The following is a 15358-nucleotide window of genomic DNA, read 5'->3' on the forward strand; positions in this document are numbered from 1 at the left end:
GCGGGGGAGTCCCGCCCTCCGCGGTGGCCCCGACGTCTGCGGAGGTGGTGGTGGACATGGGGTCGCCTACTCCTGTTCCGTGGTCATGTAGTGCATGAGCCGCTCCTGGGTGGCCTCCTCGCGGCTCACCTCACCGGTGATCCGGCCGCTCGACAGCGCGTAGATGCGGTCGCAGAGGCCCAGCAGCTCCGGCAGCTCCGACGAGATGACCAGCACGGCCTTTCCCTCGGCGGCGAGCGCGTTGATGATCGTGTAGATCTCGTACTTCGCGCCGACGTCGATGCCGCGGGTCGGCTCGTCGAGAATGAGCACGTCCGGGTCGGAGAAGATCCACTTCGCCAGCACGACCTTCTGCTGGTTCCCGCCGCTGAGCTTTCCCGTCACGCTGAGGACGGTCGGCGCCTTGATGTTCAGGCTGCGCCGGTACCCCTCGGCGACCTTGTACTCCTCGTTGTCGTCCACCCAGCCCCGGCGGGCGAGCTTGCCCAACCGGGCCGCGGAGACGTTGCGCTTGATGTCCTCGATGAGGTTGAGGCCGTAGCGCTTGCGGTCCTCCGTGACGTAGGCGATCCGGTGACGGATCGCGTCCTGCACGGAACGCACCTGGATCTCCCGGCCGTCCTTGACCAGCCGCCCGGAGATGTTGGTGCCGTAGGACCGGCCGAACACGCTCATCGCCAGCTCGGTGCGGCCCGCGCCCATCAGGCCGGCCAACCCGACGATCTCGCCGCGGCGCAGGGTCAGGTTGGCGCCCGAGACCACGGCCCGGTCGGGCTGGGTGGGGCTGTGCACCGTCCAGTCCTCGATCCGCAGCACCTCCTCGCCCACGTGCGGCTCGTGGGGCGGGAAGCGGTTCTCGAGGTCGCGGCCCACCATCAGCGAGATGATCCGGTCCTCGGTCACCTCGTCGGTGCGCATGTTCAGCGTCTCGATCGACCGGCCGTCACGGATGATCGTGATCGAGTCGGCGATGGCCGCGATCTCGTTGAGCTTGTGAGAGATGATCACCGACGTGATGCCCTCCTCCCGCAGCCCGCGGAGCAGGTCGAGGAGGTGCGCGGAGTCGTCGTCGTTGAGCGCCGCGGTCGGCTCGTCGAGGATGAGCAGCCGCACCTCCTTCGACAGCGCCTTCGCGATCTCCACCAGCTGCTGCTTGCCGACCCCCAGGTCGAGCACCTGCGTCACGGGGTTCTCCGCGAGCCCGACCCGGGCCAGGAGAGCCGCCGCCGCGTGGTTGGTGCGGTTCCAGTCGATCAGGCCGCGGGTCGCCTGCTCGTTGCCGAGGAAGACGTTCTCGGCGATGGAGAGCTGGGGGCACAGCGCCAGCTCCTGATGGATGATCACGATCCCGCGCTGCTCGCTGTCGCGGATGCTCGAGAAGGTGCAGAGCTCGCCGTCGAAGTGGATCTCGCCCTCGTAGGAGCCGTGCGGGTACACCCCGGACAGCACCTTCATGAGCGTCGACTTCCCGGCGCCGTTCTCACCGCAGATGGCGTGGATCTCCCCGCGGCGGACCGACAGGTTGACGTCCTCCAGCGCTTTCACGCCGGGGAACGTCTTGGTGATGCCCCGCATCCGCAGGATCTCGTCGGCGGTCATCACTACCTCAGCTGGTCGGCGGTGTAGTAGCCGGAGTCGACCAGCACCTTCTGGTAGTTGTTCTTGTCGACGACCACCGGCTGCAGCAGGAACGAGGGCACGACCTTGTTGCCGTTGTCGTAGTCGGTGGTGTTGTTCACCTCGGGCTTGGCGCCCTTCAGCACGGCGTCGGCCATCTTGACGGTGACGTCGGCGAGCTGGCGGGTGTCCTTGTAGACGGTGGAGTACTGCTCACCGGCGATGATCGACTTCACCGAGGCGACCTCGGCGTCCTGGCCCGTCACGATGGGGTAGGGCTGACCCGCGGTGCCGTAGCCGTTGCTCTTCAGCGCCGACAGGATGCCGATCGACAGGCCGTCGTAGGGGGAGAGCACGCCCTGGACCTTGGCACCGCTGTAGGTGGAGGTGAGCAGGTCCTCCATGCGCCGCTGGGCCGTGGCCGGGTCCCACCGCAGGATCGCCACGGTGGTGAAGTCGGTCTGCCCGCTCTTCACGACCAGGGTGCCCTTGTCGATGTAGGGCTTGAGCACCGACATCGCACCGTTGAAGAAGAAGGTGGCGTTGTTGTCGTCGGGCGAGCCGGCGAACAGCTCGATGTTGAACTGGCCGGTGGCCGTGCCGTCCGTGCCGTCGGCGTTCTTGAGCCCCAGGCCGGTGAGCAGCGAGTTCGCCTGGTCCACGCCCACGGTGAAGTTGTCGAAGGTGGCGTAGTAGTCGACGTTCGGGCTGTTGCGGATCAGGCGGTCGTAGGAGATCACCGGGATCTTGTTGTCGGCGGCCTCCTGCAGCTGCGTGGTGAGCGCCGTGCCGTCGATCGAGGCGACCACCAGCAGCTTCGCACCCTTGCTGATCTGGTTCTCGATCTGGTTGACCTGCGTCGGGATGTCGTTCTCCGCGTACTGCAGGTCGACCGAGTACCCGAGCTTCTCCAGCGCGCTCTTGATGTTGTCGCCGTCGTGGATCCAGCGCTCGGACGACTTCGTCGGCATGGTGACGCCGACCAGGCTCCCGGCGGCCGGGGTCGCCGCACCGGCGTTCTGGTCGACGGTCTTCTCACTCGAACCACAGGCCGCGAGTGCCGTGGCGAGCACGATGCTCCCGGCCACTGCGGCCAGCCGTGCCAGCTTCATCTTCTCTCCAGTGAATAGATGGGTCCGTGAGCCGGCATCGCGTACACGTCGAGAAACCCTGAGGTCAGGGCGTGCAGTCGGTGCCGGTACCGATCACGCGGGGGGATGTCCGCCGGGCACCCGGCGCCGCAGGAAGCGGACAGCCGTGCTCGGCGGGGCGGGACTTCGCTGGTCGTCGGCGCGCGGCCGATCACACCACGGGCGTGCCGGGTGACGACGCAGCGGGTGACGGCGCAGCCGGACGTCGTCCCTGCGGCGGCGCGGCCACCCGTGTGCGGTCCGGACAGCCACCCGAGGTCCACGCTCACGGTGGCCGTGAGGTGCTGGGTGAATCGATGCCATGGGACACCTTCGTCCGGGAGCAGGCGGAGCCGTGAAGACCCGCGGCGGCGAATGTTAGCGCTCACATCTTGGCGGGGGCAAGCGCTGCGCCGCAGCGGGCCGGCCCGGTCGAGCCGGGCAGCCCGACCCGCGGGCGTCGTGGCCGTCCGAGTGTCCACACGGGCCTGGCGCTCACCAGGCGCGTCGTGCCCCGGCGGCGGTTCCGGACCCGGGCCGGTCGCCTTGCGCGAGCCGGTGGGCGCCCCATAGCGTTGGCCCGTGGCGCAGACGGATCACGGTATCGGCGACGAGCTCGCCGAGCGGCTGTGGCTGGATCTGGGCTACGCCGCCAGCGCCGCCTGTCGGGCCTGAGGAACGCCGCCGCACCCTCCGCGCCGCCCGACAAGGACATATTCGTGCAGACCACCGCCACGCGAGTGGCCGCTGTCCCCGTGACGCTCCGAGACGTCGACCGGGTGTTCGGCACCGGCGACGGCGCCCATGTCGTCCTGCGCGGGATCGACCTCGACGTCGCGGCGGGCGAGGTGGTGGCGTTGCTCGGGGCGTCGGGCTGCGGGAAGTCCACCTTGCTCCGCCTCGTCGCGGGCCTCGACCGGCCCACCGGCGGCGAGGTGGCGATCGACGGTGCCCGGGTCGACGGGATCGAGCCGAGGGCCGCGGTCGTGTTCCAGGAACCGCGCCTGCTGCCATGGCGCACCCTGGCCGAGAACGTCGCCTTCGGCCTGCCGGACGGCGCAGCGCGGAGCACGCGGCGCTCCGCGGTGGCGCACGCGCTCGACACCGTGGGGCTCGCGCCGTTCGCGGCCTACCGCCCGCGTGCCGTCTCCGGCGGAATGGCCCAGCGCACCGCACTCGCGCGGGCGCTGGTGCGACGACCCGGTGTGCTCCTGCTGGACGAGCCGTTCGCGGCGCTCGACGCGCTCACCCGCCTGCGCATGCAGGATCTCGTCGACGACCTGCAGCGTTCCTCCGGGGCCACCGTCCTGCTGGTCACCCACGACGTCGACGAGGCACTCCAGCTGGCCGACCGCGTCGTCGTGCTCGCCCCCCGCGCGGACCGTGGCGCCGGGTCCGGGATCGCGCACGTGCTCGACGTGCCCGGCGCGCGCCCGCGGGACCGCGCCGACCCCGTGCTCGCCGCGCTGCGTGTCGAGCTGCTCGACCGCCTCGGCGTGCCCCGCCACCGCCCCGCCTGACCCACCTCGTTCCAGGAGACCGTGATGCCCCCTGCCCTGTCCGCCGTCGCCCGGATCGGTGCGCTCGCCGCCCTCGTGGGTGTGCTCGCCGGCTGCGTCTCGGGCGAGAACGCCGACGGCTCCGTCGGTGCGCCCGCGGCCTCGGGCGTCCAGGTGCGCCTGGACTACGCCTACTACAACCCCGAGAGCCTGGTGATCAAGGAACAGGGCTGGCTCGAGCAGGAGCTCGGCCCCGGCTCCGTCCAGTGGGTCCTGTCGCAGGGCAGCAACAAGGCCAACGAGAACCTGCGGGCCGACGCGATCGACATCGGCTCCACCGCCGGCACTCCGGCGCTGCTGGCCAGGGCGAACGGTTCCCCGATCCGCGCGATCGACGTCTTCAGCCGTCCCGAGTGGTCGGCGATCGTCGTCGCGAAGGACTCGCCGATCAGCGACCCCGCGCAGCTGCGCGGGCAGAAGATCGCGGCCACCCAGGGCACCGACCCGTACTTCTTCCTGCTGCAGACCCTGTCGGCCGCCGGCCTCTCCGCGTCCGACGTCGAGATCGTCAACCTCCAGCACTCCGACGGGAAGATCGCGCTCGAACGCGGGGACGTCGCAGCATGGGCCGGGCTGGACCCGTTCATGGCCCAGACCGAGCTGGAGGCGGGCTCGCGCCTGATCTACCGCAACCTCGACTTCAACTCCTACGGCCTGCTCAACGCCAACGAGGAGTTCCTCGAGCAGAAGCCGCAGGTCGCCCAGACCGTCGTCACGGCGTACGAGCGGGCCCGCGCCTGGATCACCGAGAACCCCGACGCCGCCGTCCAGACCCTCGCGGCCGCCGCGAGCATCAAGCCCGAGATCGCGCGCCAGCAGCTGCTGACGCGCACGGATCTGGGCATCGACCCGGTGCCCGGCGAGCCGCAGCGCGCGGTCCTGTCACGGCTGGTGCCGTTGCTCGTGTCCGACGGGCTGGTGCGCTCGGAGCCGGAGGCCACCACCGCGCTCGCCACCCTGTTCGAGCCACGGTTCGCCGAGCAGGCCAAGGGCACCACGTCCGCTGGCCGAGCGGCCGGGTCGTGACGGTCACCGATCCCGACACCGAGGCCCGGGCGGACCCGACCTCGCCCGCCCGGCGCCCCGGCCCGCGGCGGCTCGGCGGTGTCCGGCGGCTCGGCGGTGCGGTGCTGCTCGGGCTGCTCGTCCCGGTGCTCTTCGTGCTGGGGTGGCAGCTGCTGGCGACGTCGGGGGAGTTCTCGCCGTCCCAGCTGCCCACCCCGGGAGCGGTGCTGGCCGCGCTGGTGGAGCTGGTGACGCGCGGCGAGCTCTGGCAGCACATCGGCATCAGCACCCAGCGGGTGCTCCTCGGCTTCGCCGCGGGTGCCGGCTCCGGTCTCGTGCTCGGCGGTGTGATCGGGCTGTCCCGTCCGGCGCGGGCGCTGCTGGCGCCGTCGATCCAGGCGCTGCGGGCGGTGCCGTCGCTGGCCTGGGTGCCGCTGTTGCTGCTCTGGCTCGGCATCGGCGAGACCCCGAAGATCACGCTGGTCGCGATCGGGGCGTTCTTCCCCGTCTACACCACCGTGTCGGCCGCGCTCGCCCACGTCGACCGCCACCTCGTCGAGGTCGGCCGGGCCTACGGCCGCACGGGCGTGCGGCTGTTCGTCCAGGTCCAGTTGCCGGCGATCGCCCCTGCTGCATTGTCGGGACTGCGCCTCGGTCTGGCCCAGGGATGGCTGTTCCTGGTGGCCGCCGAACTCATCGCCTCGTCGATCGGACTCGGGTTCCTCCTGATCGACAGCCAGAACACCGGACGCACGGACATTCTGCTTCTCGCGATCGTGCTGCTCGCGGTACTGGGGAAGATCACCGACGGCATCCTCGGCCTCGCCGAGCGCCGGCTGCTGCGCAGATGGAACTGACACTCCAGAACGCATTACCGGGTGGGTGACACGCCGCACGTGGCCGAGAAATCTGTGGTTCCTTCCGCGGAGATCGCCCCCTGTCAACAGGACGAATCGTTCTCGGCGGCCGGCCATCCGGAAGTTCCCGTGTCTCTCTCCGGCGGGCCAACTTGACGTTCACGGTGTTTTTTGGAGAGTATCGGCCGGCCCGCCGAGAACTCATCGAATGGAAGTGCACTGTGGCCCAGCAAGTTCAAACCCGGCTCGTCGACGACCTGGACGGTTCGGAAGCCGACGAGACGGTGACGTTTGCTCTCGCCGGACGCCAGTACGAGATCGACCTGTCGGGCGAGAACGCCGCGCGACTCCGGGACTCCCTGGCTTCTTTCGTCGCCGCGGCCCGTCGGGGCGGTAGCGGTCGCCAGTCCTCGGCCACCGCCCGTTCCGCACGTCCGGCCGCGAGCGACCGGGAACACACCGCAGCGGTGCGGGAGTGGGCCCGGCAGAACGGGCACGAGATCTCCGACCGCGGACGCATCCCCCACTCCGTTCTCGAGGCCTACGCGCAGCGCGGTTCGGCTTCCTAGCTAGCTTCTTTCCGGATCCGGCAGCTCTGCCCAGAAGTTCGTCAGAGCCTCAGCAACCGGCGCCGGTGTCTCCTCGGGCCACCAGTGGCCCACGCCCTCAAGATGCGCCATCCTCGCGCCCGATTGCCGCGCTGCCCACTCGTGCTGCACCAGCGTCCCGCTAGCTCGCTCGAAGTCGTCAACGGCGATGAGAGCGAGCCCCGGACTTTCTGCGGCGCTCGGCAGCAGCCGTCCCGCTTCGGCCATCGCCGGCTGTCGTGCCGACCGCAACAGCGTGAGGACGGCGCGTCCCATCTCGGGATCCATGCCTGCCGCGACCCGCTCCGCCATGCGCCCGGTCATACCGAGGGCCGACGTCACCGCGAGTCGCTGCTCCAGATCGCCTCCCCACAACTCCTGCACCGAGGCTTCCCCTGGACCCTCCTGCTGCCACACCTGTGCCCGCGGATGCCAGACGTAGTCGGGCGCGAACACGCCGAGTGCATCGGAGGCCCAGCTGCGAATCAGATCCGGACGGCTCATGGCCAGCGCCGCGACGTGGATTCCGCCCCAGTCGTGACCCACGATGTCGACCGGAGTGCGGAACAGCTCCAGCTGGGACGCCAGCCAGTCTCTATAGGCCGTCGTCGACGAGTTGAAGCTGCGGGGCGCGGGGACGCCGAACCCGGGCGGGGACAGGACTACCGCGTCGGCCCGATCGAGCTCCCCGATGAGCGGTCCCCAGATGGCCGCTGTCTCGGGGTTGCCGTGGACGAGGACGAGTGGAGTGTGCGGCACAAGGCCACCTCTCAGATACTTGTTGGTTGCAATAACGTGACAGTTCGTTCCACCCGGGCCGCTCGCCCGGCTCGCCCCGCGTGTCGTCGACGGGACTGACGCGCAGAACCGGCGGACCACATCGCCGTGCCGAAAAGGCCCTGTCCGCAGTGGTCGCCACCTGTTCGGTGCGCTCGTGGGCACGACAGCGGTCGTCGCTGATCCGGTGCAGGCAGCGAGCCGAGCGATGCTCTTTGCGTGGCAGGGAAAGGCTGCGGCGGCGGTTCGTGCCGGGCGAGGCAACTGCGTCCTTCACGAGATCGCCACCACGCAGTGGCAGGTACCGGCTACGTGGGTGACCTGGACAGGATCGGCCGCCGAAATCTCTCTGTGGCCCTCGCCCTCGAAATCTATCCGCCGGATCGAGCTCGTCGAAGACCAGGACGCGGTCGCCCTGGGCGAAATGGTTCCGGTAGCTGCCCTCGAGGGTGCTCCCGCCGGTTGTGAGCTCCTGCTGAACCGACGCGAAGTCCGCCCCCAGCGCCGCCGCCAACCGCAGTAGAACGGTCTTCGACGGGGGCATCACCACCGACCGCCCGGGTCGTCGACCAGAGGGCGTCACGCTCGCGGTCGTCGATTTCGATCATCAGGAAACCTCCCGGAGCCGGCGCTTGTTACGCCACTCACTCTACACATACTTGTTGGTCAACACGCAAGTATCATTGCTAGACTCCGACGCATGGCCAGCACCCGCCGCACCCAGCAGGAACGCCGAGACCAGGCCGAAGCCGCGCTGCTGACGGCCGCCGCCGAACTGGTCGTCGAGCAGGGGGTTCGTTCCCTGACCCTGGCGCGAGTCGGGCAACGAGCCGGCTACAGCCGCGGCATCGTCACTCACCACTTCGGCGGCAAGCAGGCGCTGGTGGAACGGCTCGCACGGGCGACGCAGGCCGCGTTCGTGCCGGGCCGAAACGATCTGCCGCCTGGGCTGGACCGCCTTCTGCGACTGGTCGACGGTTACCTCGGTGAACTTGCTCGCCTCGGCGTGTTCAACCAAGCCTTTCTGCTCCTGTGGGCCGAGGCCGCCACGCAACCCGACCTGGCCCCGATCTTCCGCGAGCGCGACGAAGCCTTCCGTGCTGACCTGCGCGACGACATCAAGGCCGGCATCGCGGACGGTGTCGTCGACCCCGGTCTCAAGCCCGACGATGTCGCGATCGCCATCGTCGGACAGCTACGCGGGATCGCCCTCCAACTGCTGTTGGACCCGCGTGGTGTCGACGTCGAGCAGGTGCGCCGCAGTGTCACCGGCTACTGGCGCCGGGTTCTCGCCCCGACATGAGGACTGCCGCCTCTGGACGTCTCCGGCCTGGCCGCCCGAACGATTCCGAGGGTGCCGCAGCATGGGGGGAGATCGGCGGATCGTCAACCGCTCAGGAAAGCGGTCACCTCGCCATCATCGGGGGCCCGAGCCGGTCGGGCAGGGCCGGCTCGTTCCCGCACAGCAATCAGAATCCGCAACGAATACGCGAGGGCGCCGCGATCGCCCCAGGAGTGGGAGTGACCGACTCCGGTACCGGCGGTCAGGGCAGCATCCAGCCCAGCACCGGGGTGGCCTGCAGCGCGATGAGGACGGCAAGCACGAGCAACATCCCCAGGCTCCAGCCGATCACCTTGCGCAGGAGCACGCCCTCCTGGCCCTCGAGCTTCACCGCGACGGCGGCGATCGTGAGGTTCTGCGGGGAGAGCATCTTGCCGAGCACACCGCCCGAGGAGTTGGCCGCCGCGAGCAGCTCGGGAGGCAGTCCGGTGCTGCGCGCCGCGGTGACCTGCAAGGCCCCGAACAATGCGTTCGACGACGTGTCCGAACCCGTGACGGCCACGCCGAGCCAACCGAGCACGGGGGAGAAGAAGGCGAGCGCACCGCCCGCGGAGGCGATGATGAGAGCGATCGCCGTGGTCTGCGCCGACGCGTTCATGACGTACGCCAGCGCGAGCACCGAGGCAACCGTGAGGATCGCCCAGCGGAGATCGACGATCGTGCGCACCCACGTGCTGGCGGCGCGCTTCGCCCCCACACCGAGCAGCGGCGCCACGATCAGCCCGGCGACGACCATCAGCGTGCCCGCCGTGGAGAACCAGGTCAGGGAGTACTGCGTGGTGCTGGACATCAGGGGCTTGCCGTTGGTCCCGATGATGTCGAGGAACGGCCAGTTGAACGCGAGCTTGAGGGAGTCGAGCACCGGCTTGAGGCCGGGCAGCTGGTCCAGCGCGAACACGATCACGATGATCACGTACGGCGCGTAGGCCTTGCGGACGTCAGCGGGCGAGTCCGGCGTCGCCACCGTGCCGGGGCCACCGGAGGCCGCCAGCGCGGGCTCCCGCGCTGCCCAGACCGCGTCGGGCCGGGCGCGCGCGAGCAGGATCACCGCGACCGCGGCGAGCAGCGACGCGAGGATGTCGGTGAGCGGCACCGACACGTAGTTCGACACGGCGAACTGGGTGATCGCGAAGACCACCCCGCACCCGATGGCCGGCACCCAGGCCTCGCGCAGACCCCGCCTGCCGTCGACGAGGAACACGAGCACGAGCGGGACGAACACCGCGAGCACCGGGGTCTGCCTGCCGATCGTGGACGCCACCTGGGTCAGTGGCAGGCCGGCGACGCCGGCCAGGGTGATGACCGGGACGCCCATGGCCCCGAACGCCACCGGCGCCGTGTTGGCCACGAGAGCGACCACGGCGGCCTTCATCGGCCGGAACCCCAGCGCCACCAGCATCACCGAGGTGATGGCGACGGGGGCGCCGAACCCGGCCAGTGCCTCCAGCAGGGCGCCGAAGCAGAACGCCACCAGGATCGCCTGGGTGCGCTGGTCGGTCGACAGCGCGCCGAAGCTGCGGCGCAGGATGTCGAAATGGCCGGTGGCCACGGTCATGTTGAACACCCACAGCGCGCTCACGACGATCCACATGATCGGCAGGAGCCCGTAGAACGCCCCGTGCGCCGCCACCGAGAGCGCCATTCCGGTGGGCATCCCGAACCCGAGTATCGCGACGAGCAACGCCGCCGCGAGACCGGCGAGAGCGGCCCACTGGGCCCGGACCCGCAGCACTCCGAGGAGCACGAGTACGACCGCGAGCGGGACCACGGAGGCCAGCGCGGACAGGCCGAGGGAATGGCCGACGGCTTCGGGATTCTGACGATAGGCGGCGAGGACGAAGGTCACCGGACGGGACGGTTCCAACGGCACCGGCAATGCTGACGCGGACCACATGATCGCGAATTTTGCCATCGCCGCACCCGTTATCGGAGTAGGCCGTTCGAGCAGCCGCACCCGATTGTCGGGCAGTGCGTCCGGAATGTCCGGGAGGCCGCGATCGCGCATAGTTCGACCGATGGGGCCCGACTCGATACCCATGCCTGCCGAATCGGACGATTACCGGTCGCACCGCACCCGAGTTGAACGGTGCCGGATCATGGTTTCTCCGCCAATGCGGCGTGGTGCACATCACTACAGATGCCGGTCGCCCCGCGCGGGTGTCCGTCCGTTTTGCGCAGCTCGTCCGGTGCGGGGCAGCCCGTCGCCCTGACGATTGACAGGCGTGATCGCCCGTCGCAGTCTGTGATCCACCTGACACAGGGGGCGCGATGGGCGAGTTCGGGTACGCGGCGCAGTTCCCGCGGGTGCTCCGCCGGTTCGCCCTCTTCGCGATCGCGTTCTCGATCGTCTCCATCACCACGGGGATCTTCGTCAACTACGCCTACGGGCTCACCCAGCTCGGCCCGGCGGCGATCTGGCTCTGGCCGGTCGCCGCGGTCGGGCAGTTCCTCGTGGTGCTCGTCCTCGCCGAGCTGGCGGGGTATTTCCCGCTCGCCGGCGCCAACTACCAGTGGACGGCCCGGCTGGTCGGATCCCGCTTCGGCTACGTGGTGGGGTCCCTCGGCGTGCTCTACGGCGCCGTCGGCCTGCCCGGGATCGCACTGATCGGGCTCGCGCCGCTGACGGCCACCGTCCTCGGGCTCGACGCGGGGAACGTCCGGCTGCTGCTGTTCATCGCGGTGCTGGCGCTCGTGGTCGCCTACCTCGTCAACATCGTGCGGGTGCAGCTGGCCGCGCGGGTCAACAACGTCGCGGTGTTCGCCGAGATCATCGGCACCGTCGTGCTCAGCGTCGTGGTGTTCCTGGCGTGGGTGCGGGGCGGGGCGGACGTCCCCGGCGGCGGCCACGGGTTCGGCTTCCTGTTCACCACCGCCACCGACGCGCCGCTGGCCGACGCCCTCGTCGGCGGTGCACTGATCGGGATCTTCACCCTTGTCGGCTTCGAGGCGGCGGCCGACATGGCCGAGGAGGCCGTCGACGCCCGGCGCGCGGTGCCCCGGGCGATGATCCTGTCCGTCGTGGTCTCCGGCGTGCTGGGGATGTTCGCGCTGGTCGGGTTCACCCTCGCCATCCCCGACCTGGCCGCGGTCCAGGCGTCGCCGGTGCCGCTGGCCGCGATCGCGCAGTACTGGCTCGGCCCGGTGCTCACGAAGGTCTTCCTCGCGATCGTCGTGTTCTCGATGTTCGCCCTGATCGTGGTGGCGGCCGCGTCGAACTCCCGGCTGATCTTCGCGATGGCGCGCGACGCGATGCTGCCGTTCTCCACCGCGCTGGCGCGGGTGCACCCCCGTACCGGCACGCCCGTCACCGCGCTGGTCGTGTCGCTGGTGGTCTGCCTGGTGCTGCTCGCCTACGGGACGGCCGACGGCAACGCCTTCGCGGTGCTGGTGGGGGCGACGGCGCTCGTGCCCTACCTCGTCTACCTGCTCACCATCGGTGGGTACCTCGGGCGGCGGCGGTCCCTGGTCGACGCGGGGGAGGGCGGCTTCCGGCTCGGGGCCGCCGCCCTGCCCGTGGCGGGGCTCGCCGTGCTGTGGCTCGTCGCGGTGGTGGCGGCGCTGACGCTGCCCGAGGCGTTCCGCTCCGCCGACTACGTCGTGCTCGCCGCGCTGGCGCTGGCAGGGCTCTGGTACGTCGCCGTGCTCCGGCGCCGGCTCCGGGACGGCACCGCCGGGCTGGGATCCACCCGGACCGACCCCGTGGAGATTCGATGACCTGGCGGAACTGGGCGGGCAACCAGCGCACGGACCCGAGGCGCACCGTCGTCGCGCGGGACGCGGGCGACGTCGTCGAGGCGGTGAAGGGTGCCGAACGCGACGGGCTGCGGGTCAAGGCGCTCGGCTCGGGGCACTCGTTCACCGCCATCGCCGTGCCCGAGGACATCGCGTTGCGGCCGCCCGCCGACCCGGGCCTGCTGCTCACCGACAGCACGACGGGGCTGGTCACGGCCCCCGCCGGGTTGCCGCTGCACCGGCTCAACGCGCTGCTGTGGGAGCGTGGGCTCGCCCTGCCCAACCTCGGTGACATCGAGGCCCAGACGGTGGCGGGCGCGATCTCCACCGGCACCCACGGCACCGGTGCCACCCACCGCGGGCTCGCCGCCCAGGTGCGGGCGCTGGAGATCGTGCTGGCCGACGGGTCGCTGATCACCTGCTCGGCCACCGAGCACCCCGAGGTCTTCGCCGCCGCACGGATCGGGCTCGGTGCGCTGGGAGTGCTCACCCATGTGACGCTGCAGGCCGTCCCGGCGTTCCGGCTGCACGCGGTCGAGACCGCGATGCCGCTTCCCGACGTGCTCGCCGGCCTCGACGAGCTGGTCGCCGCCCACGAGCACTTCGAGTTCTACTGGTTCCCGCACACCGACATCGCCGCCACCAAGAGCAACAACCGCACCGAGGCGACGGGCCCGACCCGCGGCCGTGTCGCCGAGTGGGTGGGCGACGACCTGCTCGGCAACGGCGCCTTCGGCCTCGCCTGCCGGCTCGGCGCGGCGGCGCCCCGGCTCGTGCCGCCGATCAACCGGCGGATGGCCGCGCAGATGGCCGCCGCCGAGTACGTCGACCGGTCCTACCGGGTGTTCACCAGCCCGCGGCGGGTGCGGTTCCTGGAGATGGAGTACGGCGTCCCGCGGGAGGCGATCCACGAGGCGCTCGCCGGGCTGCGCGCCGCCGCCGCGCGCCACGCCCGCGCGGTGACGTTCCCGGTGGAGGTGCGCTTCGCCGCCGCCGACGACATCCCGCTCTCGACCGCCGCCGGCCGCGACAGCGCCTACATCGCCGTGCACGTGTACCGCGGGCAACCGCACGAGGCGTACTTCGGAGCCGTCGAGACGGTCCTGGCCGGGCTGGGCGGCCGGCCGCACTGGGGCAAGCTGCACACACAGACGGCGGCGACGCTGCGCGAGCGCTACCCGGCGTTCGACGGCTTCGTGGCGGTGCGCGACCGGCTCGACCCGCAGGGCCGGTTCACCAACGCCTACCTCGACCGCGTGCTCGGGGCACCGGGCAGCTCCGCGCGCTGACCTGCCCGTCGCGCCGACATACCAGAGCAGGCGCCCGGCGTCGCCGGCCGGGAAAGCTTCGTCACACCGTGCAACGGACGCCCCGGCGGTGCCGATCAACCGGTTGCGTCCACATCAGCACGTGGACCGACGACGTGGAGGCGATGGTGCGACCCCTGGTTGCGACGCGGTTGCTGCAGAACCCGCTGGGCATGCCGGCGGAACCCGGGACCAGGGGCGACATGGTCCGGGTCAGCGACGGGCGGGCCTCGGTCTACCTGCTTCCGCACGAGTACGACGCCGCCGACGAGCGGAAGCTGCGCTGGCTGCTGGCGAAGGCGTCGGTCCCGGTGTCCTGACGGGGATCAGTGCCGTTCGCTCGCCTCGTAGACCCGGGCGGGCGGGCCGACGATGAGCGGGTCGGGTGTGCCGATGACGTCCGCGTCCTTCGTCGGGTAGTCCAGAGTGGACAGCACCCAGCTGAGCGCGGCGATCCGGCCCCGCTTCTTGTCGTTGCTCTTCACGACGGTCCACGGGGCGGTCGGGCTGTCGGTCCGGGCGAACATCTGTTCCTTCGCCCGGGTGTAGTCGTCCCAGCGTCCCAGCGCGGCCAGGTCCACCGGGCTGAGCTTCCACTGCCGCAGCGGGTCGATGACCCGGACGGTGAACCGGGTGCGCTGTTCGGCCCGCGACACCGAGAACCACAGCTTCACCAGGTGGATGCCGCTGTCGACCAGCGCCGACTCGAGCCCGGGGGCCTGCGCCATGAACTCCTGGTACTCGTGGTCGGTGCAGAAGCCCATCACGGGCTCGACCACGGCCCGGTTGTACCAGGACCGGTCGAACAGGATGATCTCCCCGGCCGCGGGGAGCTGGCTGAAGTAGCGCTGGAAGTACCACTGGGTCTGCTCGCGTGACGTCGGTTTCTCCAGCGCGACGACCCGGGCGCCGCGTGGGTTGAGATGCTCCATGAAGCGCTTGATCGTGCCGCCCTTGCCCGCGGCGTCGCGGCCCTCGAACAGCACGACGACCCGTTGCCCGGTGTCCTTGACCCACGACTGCATCTTCAGCAGCTCGATCTGCAGAGCCCGCTTGCGGGTCTCGTACTCGTCGCGGCTCATCCGCTCGTCGTAGGGGTAGTCCTGCTGCCAGGTGGAGATCTCGTGCCCGTCCGGGCCCAGCAGGAGCGTCTCGTCGTCGTCGAGCTCCTGAACCGTCATCCCGTCGAGGCCGTCGAGGAGGTCCGCGGATGCCAACGCCTCACGCAGTTCCCGGCGGGTGCGCTCCGAATGGCCTACGCCGCGTGGAGTTCGCCGGAACGAGCTCACGACCTGGTCGACAGAAGTCATCTCGATACCCGTCTCTGCATGCATTCACCCGGTGACGCTCACCGGCCCGTCTCGCGTTCAGTGCCATTCGTACCCCGTGCCGGTGCCCGGCCGGGGCCACGGGGCCGGGTCGGGGGCGAATGTTCAGACTCCGGA

Annotated in this window: 13 protein-coding genes; 8 read left to right on the plus strand and 5 right to left on the minus strand. The window is 70.5% G+C overall.

Annotated features, from left to right (window positions below):
- Nucleotides 1-66: 66 nt before the first annotated feature.
- Together mmsA and chvE are read right to left on the minus strand one after the other, a co-directional pair.
- Nucleotides 67-1599: a multiple monosaccharide ABC transporter ATP-binding protein gene (gene mmsA / locus HF577_RS15700; protein WP_169396602.1), complete on the minus strand. Its 1533-nt coding sequence runs from the start codon at nucleotides 1597-1599 to the stop codon at nucleotides 67-69.
- Between the two features lie 2 nt (nucleotides 1600-1601).
- Nucleotides 1602-2729 carry a multiple monosaccharide ABC transporter substrate-binding protein gene (chvE, locus tag HF577_RS15705; RefSeq protein ID WP_169396603.1) on the minus strand — a complete coding sequence of 376 codons (1128 nt, stop codon included), beginning with the start codon at nucleotides 2727-2729 and terminating at the stop codon, nucleotides 1602-1604.
- A 737-nt stretch (nucleotides 2730-3466) separates the two neighbouring features.
- Between chvE and HF577_RS15710 the strand changes: the two genes are divergently transcribed.
- The 4 genes from HF577_RS15710 to HF577_RS15725 all read left to right on the plus strand — a co-directional run bounded on the left by HF577_RS15710 (nucleotide 3467) and on the right by HF577_RS15725 (nucleotide 6737).
- Nucleotides 3467-4267: an ABC transporter ATP-binding protein gene (locus HF577_RS15710; protein ID WP_312859159.1), complete on the plus strand. Its 801-nt coding sequence runs from the start codon at nucleotides 3467-3469 to the stop codon at nucleotides 4265-4267.
- Nucleotides 4268-4291: 24 nt separating this feature from the next.
- Nucleotides 4292-5332 (plus strand): aliphatic sulfonate ABC transporter substrate-binding protein, encoded by a 1041-nt coding sequence (locus HF577_RS15715; protein ID WP_169396604.1) that lies wholly within the window; start codon nucleotides 4292-4294, stop codon nucleotides 5330-5332.
- The gene (locus HF577_RS38345) at nucleotides 5329-6168 is read left to right on the plus strand and encodes an ABC transporter permease (protein ID WP_169396605.1); all 840 of its coding nucleotides are present in this window, start codon (nucleotides 5329-5331) and stop codon (nucleotides 6166-6168) included. Before HF577_RS15715 ends, HF577_RS38345 begins: the two co-directional genes overlap by 4 nt.
- 221 nt (nucleotides 6169-6389) lie before the next feature.
- Nucleotides 6390-6737, plus strand: a complete 348-nt coding sequence (locus HF577_RS15725; RefSeq protein ID WP_169396642.1) for a histone-like nucleoid-structuring protein Lsr2 — start codon at nucleotides 6390-6392, stop codon at nucleotides 6735-6737.
- Here the strand turns inward: HF577_RS15725 and HF577_RS15730 are convergent, their stop codons facing one another.
- Complete coding sequence (locus HF577_RS15730; RefSeq protein ID WP_169396606.1) at nucleotides 6738-7514, minus strand: alpha/beta fold hydrolase; 777 nt, start codon at nucleotides 7512-7514, stop codon at nucleotides 6738-6740.
- A 718-nt stretch (nucleotides 7515-8232) separates the two neighbouring features.
- Between HF577_RS15730 and HF577_RS15735 the strand changes: the two genes are divergently transcribed.
- Complete coding sequence (locus HF577_RS15735; protein WP_169396607.1) at nucleotides 8233-8835, plus strand: TetR/AcrR family transcriptional regulator; 603 nt, start codon at nucleotides 8233-8235, stop codon at nucleotides 8833-8835.
- Nucleotides 8836-9076: 241 nt separating this feature from the next.
- Here the strand turns inward: HF577_RS15735 and HF577_RS15740 are convergent, their stop codons facing one another.
- Nucleotides 9077-10720, minus strand: a complete 1644-nt coding sequence (locus tag HF577_RS15740; protein ID WP_312859160.1) for an L-lactate permease — start codon at nucleotides 10718-10720, stop codon at nucleotides 9077-9079.
- 422 nt (nucleotides 10721-11142) lie between these two features.
- Between HF577_RS15740 and HF577_RS15745 the strand changes: the two genes are divergently transcribed.
- The 3 genes from HF577_RS15745 to HF577_RS15755 all read left to right on the plus strand — a co-directional run bounded on the left by HF577_RS15745 (nucleotide 11143) and on the right by HF577_RS15755 (nucleotide 14233).
- Nucleotides 11143-12588 (plus strand): APC family permease, encoded by a 1446-nt coding sequence (locus HF577_RS15745; RefSeq protein ID WP_169396608.1) that lies wholly within the window; start codon nucleotides 11143-11145, stop codon nucleotides 12586-12588.
- On the plus strand, nucleotides 12585-13895 hold the full coding sequence (locus HF577_RS15750) for a D-arabinono-1,4-lactone oxidase (protein WP_169396609.1): 1311 nt from the start codon (nucleotides 12585-12587) through the stop codon (nucleotides 13893-13895). The genes HF577_RS15745 and HF577_RS15750 overlap by 4 nt, the downstream gene beginning before the upstream one ends.
- Before the next feature lie 143 nt (nucleotides 13896-14038).
- The gene (locus tag HF577_RS15755; protein ID WP_169396610.1) at nucleotides 14039-14233 is read left to right on the plus strand and encodes a hypothetical protein; all 195 of its coding nucleotides are present in this window, start codon (nucleotides 14039-14041) and stop codon (nucleotides 14231-14233) included.
- Nucleotides 14234-14239: 6 nt separating this feature from the next.
- On the opposite strand, the gene ppk2 is transcribed toward HF577_RS15755, so the two are convergent.
- Nucleotides 14240-15223: a polyphosphate kinase 2 gene (gene ppk2 / locus HF577_RS15760; protein ID WP_407692210.1), complete on the minus strand. Its 984-nt coding sequence runs from the start codon at nucleotides 15221-15223 to the stop codon at nucleotides 14240-14242.
- Between the last annotated feature and the right edge of the window lie 135 nt (nucleotides 15224-15358).

It is taken from the genome of Pseudonocardia xinjiangensis (assembly GCF_012911925.1).
GTDB classification, from domain to species: domain Bacteria; phylum Actinomycetota; class Actinomycetes; order Mycobacteriales; family Pseudonocardiaceae; genus Pseudonocardia; species Pseudonocardia xinjiangensis.

Coding starts and splice junctions, on each gene's coding strand:
- ppk2 (WP_407692210.1), bottom strand. CDS start 15,223: ATGACTTCTGTCGACCAGGTCGTGAGCTCGTTCCGGCGAACTCCACGC.
- HF577_RS15715 (WP_169396604.1), top strand. CDS start 4,292: ATGCCCCCTGCCCTGTCCGCCGTCGCCCGGATCGGTGCGCTCGCCGCC.
- mmsA (WP_169396602.1), bottom strand. CDS start 1,599: ATGACCGCCGACGAGATCCTGCGGATGCGGGGCATCACCAAGACGTTC.
- HF577_RS15735 (WP_169396607.1), top strand. CDS start 8,233: ATGGCCAGCACCCGCCGCACCCAGCAGGAACGCCGAGACCAGGCCGAA.
- HF577_RS15755 (WP_169396610.1), top strand. CDS start 14,039: ATGGTGCGACCCCTGGTTGCGACGCGGTTGCTGCAGAACCCGCTGGGC.
- chvE (WP_169396603.1), bottom strand. CDS start 2,729: ATGAAGCTGGCACGGCTGGCCGCAGTGGCCGGGAGCATCGTGCTCGCC.
- HF577_RS15745 (WP_169396608.1), top strand. CDS start 11,143: ATGGGCGAGTTCGGGTACGCGGCGCAGTTCCCGCGGGTGCTCCGCCGG.
- HF577_RS15750 (WP_169396609.1), top strand. CDS start 12,585: ATGACCTGGCGGAACTGGGCGGGCAACCAGCGCACGGACCCGAGGCGC.